Below are 12,885 nucleotides of genomic sequence, written 5' to 3'. Positions count from 1 at the left end.
TATTCAAAATAAAGTATAAACAAATGGTGCAATTCCTGTTGCCTGACCGAAAATCAATAGTAACCCAATCAAAACCAAAACAAGCACCATCGGTATAATCCACCACATCTTGTTTTCCCAGAAAAACGATAACAGCTCACCTAAAACTGAGAATTTCCTCAACATTTTTTTCAGCATTATTTTTTCCCCAATACTTTATCTATGTAAACTCTGTGCCATAATTCAAGCATCAACAGTGCCCACATACGATAACCGTGGTCTCGTTTGCCGGAAATATGTTCATAGAACATTTGTTCTATAACTTCCCTCTGAAAATATCCGCGATTTATTGATTTGTCTGATAAAACCATTTCTTTGAAATAATTTTTCCATTCGGTTCTGAACCATTTCCCGATAGGAATGCCGAATCCCATTTTGCTCCTGTGTAAAATCTCTTTTGGTAAAAAATCGTTAAACGATTTTTTAAGGATATATTTTGTTGTCAAGCCGTGAAGTTTCCAAGATGAAGGTAGCGATGCCGAAAATTCCAACACTTTATGGTCTAAAAACGGGCTTCTTGCTTCAAGTGAATTTGCCATAGATGCGATATCCATTTTCACCAGAAGACATTCGGGCAGATACGCTTTTATATCGGTATAAAAAGTTCTATCCATAATATTTTTGGCAGGTGCGTTTTCAAATATTTCTGTCAGATATTTATATGCATTATTATACAAATTTTTTTTCATATTGTCAGTATATAAATTTTCTTTTATCTCGTTTGTAAAATAACAGTGCCACTGTATGTTTCTCGTTGCAGCCCGGTTCGGCAGACCTTGAATGAAACGTGAGATGTACCTGAATATGTTTTTTCCTACTGCAGTTTCAGTATGCGGTATTAAATTTGCAATTTTTCCTGTCAGTTTCTTACCGAGCATTCGGAACAGCGGTGAAAAATACAGTGCCCCTTTCATCGCCTTGTATCTGAGATATCCACCGAAAGTTTCATCGCCGCCATCGCCGTTTAAAGCGACGGTGACGAATTTTTTCGTCTCATTGGCAACTATGTACGACGGCAGTGCCGAAGCGTCTGCAAACGGCTGCCCGTAATGCCAGATAAGTTTTGGCAAAATTTCTATAAAGTTTGGTTTAACAATAAACTCGTGATGGGCAGTTTTAAAATGTTTTGCGACAATTTTCGCATATTTTAATTCTGAGAAATCCGCCTCTTCAAAACCGATAGAAAACGTTTTTACTGGTTGTGTAGAAAGTTCACTCATCAGTCCAACGATAACACTGGAATCATGTCCACCAGATAGAAATGCACCGAGTGGTACCTCAGAAATAGTCCGCAGTTTTGTTGCTTCCATCAATAAATCTTTTGTTTTTTGGCAGGATTCGTCAAAAGATAAATCCGTTTTTTTTGTAAAATCCAAATCCCAGTATTTTTCCGTGTTAACTTTTCCGTTTTTATTGCAGGTAAGTGTATGTGCAGGAGGCAGCGAGTTTATATTCTTAAAAATCGTTTTTGGTGATGGGATATATTGATATGTTAAGAAAAGGTCAATTGCTTCTGAATCTATCTCTGGTAACTTACACAAATGTGTAAGTATTGATTTTATTTCGGAAGCAAATATAAACGAACCGTTAAGTAGTGTATAATAAAACGGTTTCTTTCCGATTCTATCTTTTGCTATAAAAAGTTTTTTGTTTTTGTCGTCCCAGATTGCAAAAGCGAACATACCCCGAAGATGTTGAACACATTTTTCGCCAAAGTCCTCGTACAGATGTACTATAACTTCCGTATCAGATTTTGTATAGAATTTATGTTTTCTTTCAAGTTCATTACGCAATTCTTGAAAATTGTAAATCTCACCATTAAGCACAATCCACAGTGTTTTATCCTCGTTATGTATCGGCTGATTGCCCGTTTGTAAATCAATAATAGCCAGTCGCCGTACTCCTAATCCGATGGAAAATTCGGAATTTGGAATTTGGAATTTGGAATTTGACAGATAGTATCCTTCTGAATCAGGTCCGCGGTGTCTAATGATATTACACATTTGTGTAATAGTTTCTTTTTTCACTGATTTATTATTTCCAAAGTTATAAATTCCAACTATTCCACACATTGTATTAAATTTTTTTGGCTGTTATATTCACAACACCAGTATACCCCAAAAGTGACAGCATAACAGATAAAGGTATTGTAATTATTCTGTCCAATACTTTTATGATAAATATAATAAAACCGCGTTCTCTTATGTTGCTATTATGTTCCAATAAAATTTGATATTCTGTTTTTCGTAGAACTATTTTTTTGAATAAAAAGGTTATCAGTTCAGTACATCTACCGTTTCTAATATCATTTCTATAGTCATACTTAATTATTCTCAATCCCACTTTTTCAAATAGAAATTTAATGCTTGGCATTGACCAGACCAATTGCTGTCTTGGGAAGTTGTGGACTTTCATTATTGCTCGCTGAACGGAATAATAATTACTCATAACAAACAAGATTTTACCGCTATTTTTTAAGACAGTTTTAACTTTCTCAAAAAATTTCAGCGGGTCTATTAAATACTCCGTTACTCCCCAGAAAGTAACGATATCAAAATAATTTTCAGGTAAATCCATTTCCTCAAATATTCCATATTTTACAGGTAAGTTATACAAGTTATTGCCTTCAAATAGTTCTACTCCTGTTACATCCCAGCCCAGTTTTTGTGCTTGATACAAGAATTCACCATTACCACAGCCGATATCCAAAAGTTTTCCGGGTTTATTTTTTTGTAATCGGGCTAAAGCATTTTTTATATATTTCTGCGAACTTAAATATAATCCTTTTTTGATATATTCAAGCCATTCCGCTTTTTGTAGCGATGAATTAAGAAATACAAGTTTGCATTTTTCACATTGAACAATGTCCTGTGAATCATATATATGATGAAAAATAAGTTTATTCCTGTTGGTTTTACAGACGGGACATTCTTTCATTTCTTCACTATTTGGTATTTTGTAAAAAATTTCTTGAGCTGCGCCATAATCTTTTAAACTCACACTGAAATACCAGTCCCAATCCAAAAGTAAGTTTCGGTAGAAAAGCAATCCAGTTTGTTAATTGTGGATATTTTCTAAAGTAATTATTTTTTTCAATAAGACGAATAAGCCAGCGAGGAAAAACTGAGATAACTCTACCGGGATTTTTTTTGCTTAAATTTATAAAACTTGACAGAAGTTCAAATAGTTTATACAAGAAAACCAATTCCTGTTTTTGTGTTTCAGAGTCAAAATTTACATGCCACTGGTTAAACCCTTTTACCGATGCACCGTCAATATCGTCCGGTAATATAATTTTTTGTTGTAGAAAAGTTTCTGTAAGTTGTGTCTTAGGATGATATTGCAACGAGTACATATTTATTCTGAAAGGACGCGGTAACCCAAGCATAAAAAGAAGTGTATTTTTAATATCGTTTTCCGTTTCTATTGGGTTATCAAATATCAAATCATATGAAGGGAATATATGAAATTTTTTTAGTATTTCTGCCTTTTTCTTTAATTCAACTTCTGATGTTTTCCGACCATAACAGTGTTCTCTTATCTGTTCGGAACCGCTTTGTATTCCAACTGTAATTGTTCTTAAACCAGCATCCACAAGCATTTTGATAATATCTTCGTTGATAAATGTTGGATAAATATCGCAGTGGAAAGGAAGATTAATTTCGCTTTTATACTGTTTGCAAAATTCTTTAAGCCATTCTTTATTCAGAACAAAAATTTCATCGTTAGATGACACACTTCTTAATTTTTTGAATCGTTTTTTTGCTAATTTAAGTTCTTCAATTACATTTTGCACAGTTCGTTGTCGTATGTAAGGTCCTTTGTTCTCAAAAATGTTCTTTAATATACTGTTAGAACAGAAATTGCAATGAAATGGACATCCCCTGCCGGTCATGAAATTATAATGTATCAGATTATCATTGTAATAAGGTTCGCCCTCTTGTATACAATTATTTTCAATTGAGTAAGTATCTTTTTCGTCAAAAGATGGAAGCGGCAGTTCGTCCAAATCCTGTAATAGCATCTGTGGTTCATTCTGTATTACTGAACCGTTTTTTTTAAGCCATAGACCCTTTATTTTGCTTGTATCCTGTTTGTTCGCTAATCCATCTGCTAATTCAATTACTACTTTTTCACCTTCGCCAACGCAAATCATATCAGCGACCTGAATACATTCTTCAGGACAAATTGTTGGATGTACGCCGCCCCATATTATAGGAGAACGAACATTTTCTCTTAATTTTAGAGTAATATCTTTGGCAACAGGGAAAAAGGTTGAGCGGGTACTGATACCGATAAGTTCAGGATTTATATCTTTTATCAAATCAACCAATAATTTTTTTTCTTTTTCTGTCGGTAGTTCCATAACATTGGTCTTATCTTTTTTGAAAAAGATATTAAACACAGAATGATTTGTACTTTTCAGCACATCGCTTAAAACCATGCTGCCAAAGGCACCATATTGATATAAGGTTATTATTACAATCTTCTTCTGCATACTGTTAACTGATTTTTGCGGTTATATTTTTTAGTACCCTGACCAGCCCACCGTAAAAACCTGCAAAAAATATAAAAAAACCATATCTGAATAATTTTATAAATAGTTCCAGTGCATAAAATATTTTTTTATTTTTAAGCATAATAAATACAGAAAAAGTTAAACTATTTATTGACTTTATTTTGAAAGCTCTACTCAAGTATATTTTAATTTTTTCTGTTTTTTGTTTATTATTTTTTTCTAAAATTTCACCTAATTCTTTTAATACTTTCGGGAAAACAATTTTTGGCACATAATTATTGATTACTCTTTTATATGCATTTTCAGCCATTTCCTTTCGTTTAGTTTCATTGGAGAGATAATACTTTACTTTTTCTAATAATTCCTTCTTGTTATGAAAGACATCAATTTCTTTACCGATTTCGAAATAAATGTTTATACTGGGTGCATATTCTGTAAGACAAAATGATTTAGTTAAAGCAATTTCAATCAGTCTTCCTTTGTTTTGTTTTATTCTGTTTAATATCGGTTCGTCTCTATTTATCCAATTTAAAATATCTATTTTAGTAAAATTCAAATTTACTTTGCTTCTAGAAAATATTTCTGATTGTTTTCCCCAGTCTACAAATCCATTTTTTGAACCTTTCCCAAAAGTTCTTATATCAATCCCATTTTTAATCAAAAAAATGATATATTCCATTCTATCACTTTTAGTGCAATCCCCTAAAAAACAAACATCAATATCTTTTTTTACTTCAACAGGATAATAGTCACTTTTGCTGCGGGTATCAAAGTAACAAATCGCAGGAACACCCAATTTTTTATATGCAAAAACACTAAAATAATCTGTAGTAATTACAGCATTTGCAACCTGAGAATAGTACTTATTATAAGAATCAAAATACATCTCATCATCACCAAACCAAAAAACAATTTTTACTTTATTTTTTAATAAGACATAAAATTCAACAGATAACTGATATTCAGTTGCAAAAGGAGATGAAATAAGAATATCTATTTTTTTATTGGATATTAAATTTTCAATGTATTTTACAGTATTTTTGAGACCGTTCTGGTTGAAATATCCAACAACATCTAAACGATAGATATTGGCCAAGTATTTTCTTAACTCTTCATATAGAAAATTCAAATACTGGTTTTCATCAGTCGGTAAAAGATATAGAATATTTTTATTTAGAAAGAAAGTATTCTGCATTAGATATTATCGTCCTTCTCTTAAAATAGAAGTGTAGATATCATCTTCTCTGATGACTAAGGGAATACCTTTGTTGACCGTTCTTAAAGAACTGCTGATATTTGAAAAGTATTTCCGTTTCTTGATGAACAGTTTTCTACAAAGGAAGGATAATAATTTTCCTAAACCGAAATATCTTACGATTGTAAAATACTTTAATAAGAATTTTCTTATTATCTTTGGAATGGTCATATAAATTAATCCGTATTTATATCTATTAGCTTTTTTACTCTTCAATGTTTTTATAATACCGTGTTTTCTTATATACGCCACGACTAGTTCAAAAAAAATGTAATTTTTCCAATAGGCAATCTCTTCTTTTTCGTAGTCTGTAAAATTTAAGTAATGGTTAATATCATTAGCATCTACATTATAAAGACTTTCAATATATTTTTCTTCTTCTTCCAGTGTTTGCCCGATAAATCCTATTCTCCTTGTGAATTCATAACCTGGTGTGCCTGGAACTGCCTGAAACCAGTTGATGGATATTTCATATGGTATGTTTATATCATTAGGTATAACGGTGGATAAATTTCGTATAGTTTCTTCTATGGTTTCTTCTGTTTCGCCAGGCATGCCGATAAGAAGTCCGAGTATATAGAAAATTTTATATTTATTTAATAATTCAAGGGCATTTAAGTTTTGTTCAATGGTGGTATATTTTCCCAGTACATTTAACATTTTTTGAGAACATGACTCTATACCAAAATTTATATTGACACATCCTGCTTCCTTCCATAATTTTACCGTTTCTTCATTAACAGTTCCTGCCCGAACTGCTCCCGCAGCCCAGTTTAACTTTTTTTCTTTTAAGTAATTTACAATTTTATAAGTTGCTTTACTATTTGAACCAAAATTTTCTTCTGCAAACTGTATTAACCCGATATCATATTTTTTTATTAATTCATCAAGATAATTTATTACTGTATCCGGATCAATGACTTTATAGCCCTTAAAAAATCTATGACAGAATGTACATCTGCCCACACATCCTTTACTAGCACATACCTGTCCTATTTTTTTGTTCAGATTTTCGCTTCTAAATAAACTGAAAAAACTTTTGATTTCATTCTTGTTAATCCTGTTTCTATAAAATTGGCTATCAATTGGTTGCATATATTGGTCTATATTTGTAAATTTGGAAATCAGGTCATAATTCATCTGTCTAACTGCATTTGTTGTTTCCTTTTCTTCGTAGCCAGTAAAAAAAGGTAAGTCATTTATTAAAAAAACAAGTCCTTTTATATCTTTGTAATTTTCTTTGTTTGTAATATCAAATTTATTCTGCTGTAATCTGGAAATTAGGTTGCTGAAAGTCGGTTCTGATTCACCAGTTACGCAGAAATCAATTTTTGTTTTTTGCAAAATTATATTTGATATTACAGCCATTTCACCGCCTAAAACCTGAATTATATCAGGGAAATTATTTTTTATAAAAGCGGATAGTTTTTTTAAATAAGAATAAGCAGAGGTTAAAACCGCACTGAAACCGATTATCTGTGGAGAAAATGATTGAATTTTTTCTTTTATTTCTTCAAAAAGCGGTCTGTAACAGTCTAAATCAAAAAATGAAAAGTTACAATTTAAGGTTGGGCTTAAGCCTTCAATAATTCTTGATATTGCAAATGGCGGGAAGTCAGTCGGATATGGTCCACCTGGAATGTTCATCAGCATAATCTTTGTCATATTTTATTTTATTTCTAATTCCTTTTTTATATATTCTTGTATTTTTTTCTTTGGTAGCAATGTATAAGCCAATTTTTGTAATTCTCTTCTTTTCTCTATGGACAACTGTTCACTTTCCATTACTCCAGGATATTGTTTATCGTAATCGTCCCAGTTGTCTGTCAGTATTTTTAAGCCATAGTCATGATTTATGGCCATTTTTCTTAAAATTGTACCTGGGAATGGCACAGCAATTGGAAATGTGACTGAGTATAAACCTAACTCTTGGGCTAATGCTATAGATTTTTTTACTGTTTCCTCAGTTTCGCCAGGTAGCCCAATTATAAAACTTCCACTGGTTATGATTCCTGCTTCTTTAGTCCATTTTACAGCTTTTTTCATCTGTGCAATTGTTATATTTTTACTAGAAGATTTCAAAATATTTTCATCCGCACTTTCAAATCCAAAAAAAATATAATAACAACCAGAATCCTTCATCAGACGGAAAAATTCTGGCGTAGCGATATCTACTCGTGTTTCACATGACCATGTAATCTTTTTATTTATTCCTTTGGTAATCATTGTATTAAAAAGTTCACTGCTCCATTTTAAATCAACGATAAATGTCTCATCAATAAATGCAATTGATTCACACCCAAAGTCTAAAATATTTCTTTCAATTTCACTAATCACAGATGCAATTGACCTATGTATTCTGTGTCTTCCAAACGATCTGGCACAGAATATACAAGAGAAAGGGCAACCTCTGCTTGTCCATACTGGAAGTTCTAATTTTGTTCTATGCGGATATATACCCGTATATTTAGTAATATCTATTTCTTCCCATGCCGGGAAAGGAAGCATATTAAGATCTTTGATTCTATCAAAGGAGAAATCCATTTTCTCTCTTGTAACTACACCTTTAATTGTCGATAATGATATTCCTTTTTTCAAATTATTGAATATATTGATAAGGACAAGTTCTCCCTCTCCGCAGACGACGAAATCAAATCCGGAAAACTCGCTCAACGTTTCTTTTGGCATCACTGTCGAATGAATACCACCAACGCATATCAAAATATCAGGGAAAAGATTCTTTATTTTTTCTGCAATAAATCCTGCTGATTTGATTTGTACTGTTAATGCGGTAAAACCAATTATTGTTGGTTTAAATGTATTGATATATTGTATAAGATTGTCAATAGTAATACTTTCCGCAACCATATCAATGAATTTAGCATTTAGTTTGTTTTGTTTTGCAACTGCAAGCAGATATGCAATTCCGGGAGAAGGACTATTAGAAATTATAATTTCATCTTCAACCCTTCGTGCTAAAATACTCTTTTGATCTTTAAAATAGTTAATACTTGGATTGATCAATAATAAGTCAAGTTTTTGCTTTTTAATATCTGTTTTGTTTTCTAACATTTTTTTTCTACCTCCTTGAAAAAGATGGTTTGTCCTCGGTTAATATCTTTCTTTTTAATTTTATTTTTGTCATTCCTTCAATTTGTTGTCTAACTTTTATGCCAAATTTTGCTTCAATCATACATAAGTAATTTGAATTTTGGAAGTATTTATAAAAAGCGTCATCTCTGAATTTTAGTACCTCTTTTGCCGTAACATATTTTGTTGATAATGGCAGAGTTTCATAAGAATGTTGAGAAAAACCATGCCACGCATCCGGGAGTTTCCATTTTTCTTTAACCGCAATTTCATAAAGTTTAGAACCGGGATATGCCATCGCACAGTAAAAGTTTACAAATTCACAATTTAATTCCAGGGCCATATCCAAAGTTTCTTGCATCGTTTCCAAAGTATCATTCGGCAATCCGAAGATAAAATTTCCCAGGACTCTAATTCCGGCATTTTGAATTGATTTAACAATAAGTTTAATATTGCTCTTTATTTTTTTTGATGCGCCGTCTCTAACGCCAGGATTTGCAGATTCAATTCCCAGCGCGAGCCAGTTAATACCTGCCCGTTTCATTTTTTCAAGATTTTCAGGTTTTACGGTATCTACTCTTGCATATGCCCATATATTTAGGTCATATCCTTTTTGTAGCAGTAAATTTACGATGGACATGTAATGTTTTTCGTTCAAAACGAATAATTCATCAGCAATTTTAAGATTTTTTATTCCATATTTTTTTACTAATAATCCTATTTCATCAACAACTAATTCAGGACTCCTGTATCTTATACCTGGCTTTCCAAAAGGAGCATTTATACAACAAAAAATGCAAGAGTAAGGACATCCAATGCTTGTATATATGACGCCATATGGCATTCTATTTTCAATATTATCAAAGCAATGCCAATTATGTGCTCTATATTTTTGCATCGGTAGTAAGTCCCATGCAGATATAGGTAATATTTCATCTAAGTTTTTAATAATTGGTGCTCTTGGGTTACTTTTTATATTTTCATTTTCATAATACCAAAGTCCAGGAACAGCAGAATAATCATTTTTGTTTGACTTTAATACTTCCAGTAAACTTTTTAAGGTAATCGGTCCTTCACCATCTATTACAAAATCAACACTTTCCTCTTGTAATGTTCGTTTGGGAAGCGCTGACGGATGGAGTCCGCCTATCGCAACTTTTGAAGATGTTTTTTCTTTAAGCGCCTTACAAATTTTTCCTGCAATCGTCATAGTTTGTGTGGATGCTGATGGTTGAGAACCATATACTATTACTGCAGTTAATAATGGAGCAATCTCATTAACTTTTGTAGCGGTTTCTTCCGGAGAAATGTTTTCTGCGTTTGCATCATTAATTACTACATCAATCCCATTATTCCTGAGATATGCTGCAATAACTGCTACCCAGAAAGGAGGTTCAATTGCAGAATATTCTTTTTCCAAATTTTGATAAATTTGTTTTCTGTCACCAGGGTTTACCAGAACAATATCCACTTTCTTAATCATTATTTTAGCTTAATAACTCTTTTATATTTTTTATAATATTTTCTTCATCTAACTTATTCAATTTGTGCAAATATTCTCTGGCCCCGAGATCGAAGACATATTTATCAGCCAGTCCCATAGTTTTAAGTCGTATATTTGAATTGTTGTTGTGTAATGTACATGAAATTATGCTATCTAACCCCCCTTTATTTACAAATGCTTCTTCAAGTGTAATGGCAGTTTGATATTTTTTTATTGTCTTCAGGAAAAAAAACTGATTAAAGGGTTTCAACATGAAAACATCTATCACTCCGATATTAATATTTTGTTTTGAAAGTTCTCTAGCAAGTTTAATTGCTTTTTGTGTCATGTATCCTGTTGTAACAAGACATACTTTTTCACCTTTACGTAATTCACAAAGTCCTTCTTTCCAGTTTATCTTTTTTTTATCGGAATATATATTTGCCAAAGGTTTACCATCTAATCTCAGATATTTTGGTTTTTTCACTTCTATTGAATAATCAAAAAACTTTTCAACAAGAACAGAATCGCTGGGTGAGAAAAACTCAATATTAGGCAGTGCTCTTATTATGCTTATATCTTCAAGAGAATGGTGAGTTGGACCGGATAAATCATAACTGATTCCTGCTCCGACACCAATTAAATTTATGTTCAAGGGTCTTAATTGAGTAAGTAAAGAAACGTTTATCTTTAACTGCTCATATGCTCGCATTGTCAAGAATGGTGCGAGAGCATAGACATAAACTACAAATTCCTCAAGTGCTAATCCAGTTGATATGTTTATAAGATTCTGTTCTGCGATGCCAACATTGAAAAATCTGTTTTTAAATGTCATTCGTAATTTGTCAAGCATTGGTGCTCCAAAATCAGCAGAAAGAAACAGAATATTTTTATCTGTACGCATACGTTTATAGATCTGTTCAATAAAAACCTCGCGCATAATCCTTATTTCAGATTTCATTTTAGCCTCTTAATTATTTCATCTATTTCTTCAGGCGAATAACTCCTGATATGACATAGTGGATCGTTTTCTATCCGCGGTATTCCTTTTCCTTTTATTGTGTCAGCTATCAGAATCTTTGGTTTACCAGATTCTATTGATTTAAGCACTGTTAGTGAATTGTATAACTGTTCAATATCATGGCCATTAACAGTTGTTACATCCCATCTAAATACCTTAAATTTTTCATCAAGTGGTTCCATGTTAATTATATTCTTGCAAAAACCAAGCATGCAGATTTTATTGTTATCAAGTATCGCAGTCAGGTTGTCAAGTTTGTATTCTCCTGCAAACATAATTGCTTCCCATACTGAACCTTCGTTTAGTTCACCATCGCCTAAAAGAACGAAGACTTTTTCAGTTCTTTTTTTCTTTTTAAGTGCAAGGGCAACGCCACAGGCAACCCCCAATCCGTGGCCAAGCGAACCATTTGTAGTTTCAAATCCTGGTATTATACAATCGGGTATTCCACCCAAAAAGGAATCTTTATAACAGACTCTTGATAATTCTTTCATATCAAAATAGCCTAAGTCAGCAAGTATGGGATAGAAAGAAATCCCGCCGTGGCCCTTACTGATGATAAACCGATCTCTTTTTTCCCAGTAAATATTGGATGGATTGAAATTGATAATTTTTCCATAATAAAGCACAACCAATATTTCAACACAGGATAACGATGAGGTAAGTCTTGTATCCCTTGCTATCCTATGTATATTCAAGGTTTCTTTTCTTACCCAAAAAGATTTTTCTTTTAAAAATTCAACTAAACCTTCCTTTCGCATAAGTATTATTTCCTTTTATTGATTTTTCTACTATAATCCTTCTCTTAAAATAACGGTATAAACGTCATCCTGCCTGACCGCTATTGGAATATTTTTAGTTATTTTTCTAAGGGGACCGTTTATATTTGTGAATAAATTTGTTTTTTTAATAGTTAATTTTCTGTAAAAAAGATTAAATAATCCAGTTAATCCAAAGATCTTTATAACTGTAAGATATTTCAACAAAATTTTTCTTATTATTTTTGGGAAAGTCATATATATTAGCCCATATTTATATCTATTTGCTTTTTTGTATTTTAAGATATTAAATATGCCGTGTTTTTTTATGTAAGCTGCGATTAACTCCAAAAAAATATAGTCCTTCCAGTAGGCAATTTCTTCTTTTTCATAATCGGTAAAATTTAAGTAGTGTTTTACATCATTTGCGTCTACATTATAAAGACCTTCAATATATTTCTCCTCTTCCTCCAATGATTGCCCAATAAATCCTATTCTACTTGCGTATTCATAACCTGGTGTGCCCGGAACTGCCTGAAACCAATTAGTAGATATTTCATATGGTATGTTTATGTCATCAGGTATAACAGTGGATAAATTTCGTATAGTTTCTTCTATTGTTTCTTCTGTCTCACCAGGTATTCCTATAAGAAGGCCGACTATATAAAAAATTTTATATTTGTTTAACAACTTAATATCGTCCAAATTTTGCTTTAAAGT

General features: G+C 32.0%; 11 protein-coding genes. All 11 read right to left on the bottom strand.

Features of this window, described 5'->3' with window-relative positions:
• Positions 1–3: 3 nt before the first annotated feature.
• Positions 4–177 carry a DUF5989 family protein gene (locus tag AB1349_04455; protein ID MEW6556590.1) on the bottom strand — a complete coding sequence of 58 codons (174 nt, stop codon included), beginning with the start codon at positions 175–177 and terminating at the stop codon, positions 4–6.
• On the bottom strand, positions 177–2,111 hold the full coding sequence (gene asnB / locus AB1349_04450) for an asparagine synthase (glutamine-hydrolyzing) (GenBank protein ID MEW6556589.1): 1,935 nt from the start codon (positions 2,109–2,111) through the stop codon (positions 177–179). Before asnB ends, AB1349_04455 begins: the two co-directional genes overlap by 1 nt.
• Positions 2,112–2,115: 4 nt before the next feature.
• Positions 2,116–3,039 (bottom strand): class I SAM-dependent methyltransferase, encoded by a 924-nt coding sequence (locus AB1349_04445; GenBank protein ID MEW6556588.1) that lies wholly within the window; start codon positions 3,037–3,039, stop codon positions 2,116–2,118.
• Entirely contained in the window at positions 2,984–4,537 is a 1,554-nt protein-coding gene (locus AB1349_04440; protein MEW6556587.1) for a radical SAM protein, read from the bottom strand. The genes AB1349_04445 and AB1349_04440 overlap by 56 nt, the downstream gene beginning before the upstream one ends.
• Positions 4,538–4,541: 4 nt before the next feature.
• Complete coding sequence (locus tag AB1349_04435) at positions 4,542–5,753, bottom strand: glycosyltransferase (GenBank protein ID MEW6556586.1); 1,212 nt, start codon at positions 5,751–5,753, stop codon at positions 4,542–4,544.
• A gap of 6 nt (positions 5,754–5,759) precedes the next feature.
• On the bottom strand, positions 5,760–7,478 hold the full coding sequence (locus tag AB1349_04430) for a radical SAM protein (protein MEW6556585.1): 1,719 nt from the start codon (positions 7,476–7,478) through the stop codon (positions 5,760–5,762).
• 3 nt (positions 7,479–7,481) lie between these two features.
• On the bottom strand, positions 7,482–8,885 hold the full coding sequence (locus AB1349_04425; GenBank protein ID MEW6556584.1) for a radical SAM protein: 1,404 nt from the start codon (positions 8,883–8,885) through the stop codon (positions 7,482–7,484).
• A 7-nt stretch (positions 8,886–8,892) separates the two neighbouring features.
• A complete protein-coding gene (locus AB1349_04420) occupies positions 8,893–10,386 on the bottom strand; it encodes a radical SAM protein (GenBank protein MEW6556583.1) in 1,494 nt (497 codons plus the stop codon).
• A 4-nt stretch (positions 10,387–10,390) separates the two neighbouring features.
• Positions 10,391–11,347 carry a transketolase C-terminal domain-containing protein gene (locus AB1349_04415; GenBank protein MEW6556582.1) on the bottom strand — a complete coding sequence of 319 codons (957 nt, stop codon included), beginning with the start codon at positions 11,345–11,347 and terminating at the stop codon, positions 10,391–10,393.
• Entirely contained in the window at positions 11,344–12,168 is an 825-nt protein-coding gene (locus AB1349_04410; GenBank protein ID MEW6556581.1) for a transketolase, read from the bottom strand. Before AB1349_04410 ends, AB1349_04415 begins: the two co-directional genes overlap by 4 nt.
• A 30-nt stretch (positions 12,169–12,198) precedes the next feature.
• The coding region (locus AB1349_04405) for a hypothetical protein (GenBank protein ID MEW6556580.1) at positions 12,199–12,885 on the bottom strand (687 nt) is incomplete at its 5' end.

It is taken from the genome of Elusimicrobiota bacterium, assembly GCA_040757695.1.
GTDB lineage: Bacteria > Elusimicrobiota > UBA8919 > UBA8919 > UBA8919 > JBFLWK01.
The sequence above is the reverse complement of the archived record's forward strand: the minus strand, read 5'-3'. Positions and strand labels throughout refer to the sequence as shown.

What these genes read in the sequence shown, in the direction of transcription:
- AB1349_04455 (MEW6556590.1), bottom strand. Translation starts at nt 177, where the DNA reads ATGCTGAAAAAAATGTTGAGGAAATTCTCAGTTTTAGGTGAGCTGTTA.
- asnB (MEW6556589.1), bottom strand. Translation starts at nt 2,111, where the DNA reads ATGTGTGGAATAGTTGGAATTTATAACTTTGGAAATAATAAATCAGTG.
- AB1349_04440 (MEW6556587.1), bottom strand. Translation starts at nt 4,537, where the DNA reads ATGCAGAAGAAGATTGTAATAATAACCTTATATCAATATGGTGCCTTT.
- AB1349_04435 (MEW6556586.1), bottom strand. Translation starts at nt 5,753, where the DNA reads ATGCAGAATACTTTCTTTCTAAATAAAAATATTCTATATCTTTTACCG.
- AB1349_04430 (MEW6556585.1), bottom strand. Translation starts at nt 7,478, where the DNA reads ATGACAAAGATTATGCTGATGAACATTCCAGGTGGACCATATCCGACT.
- AB1349_04425 (MEW6556584.1), bottom strand. Translation starts at nt 8,885, where the DNA reads ATGTTAGAAAACAAAACAGATATTAAAAAGCAAAAACTTGACTTATTA.
- AB1349_04420 (MEW6556583.1), bottom strand. Translation starts at nt 10,386, where the DNA reads ATGATTAAGAAAGTGGATATTGTTCTGGTAAACCCTGGTGACAGAAAA.
- AB1349_04415 (MEW6556582.1), bottom strand. Translation starts at nt 11,347, where the DNA reads ATGAAATCTGAAATAAGGATTATGCGCGAGGTTTTTATTGAACAGATC.
- AB1349_04410 (MEW6556581.1), bottom strand. Translation starts at nt 12,168, where the DNA reads ATGCGAAAGGAAGGTTTAGTTGAATTTTTAAAAGAAAAATCTTTTTGG.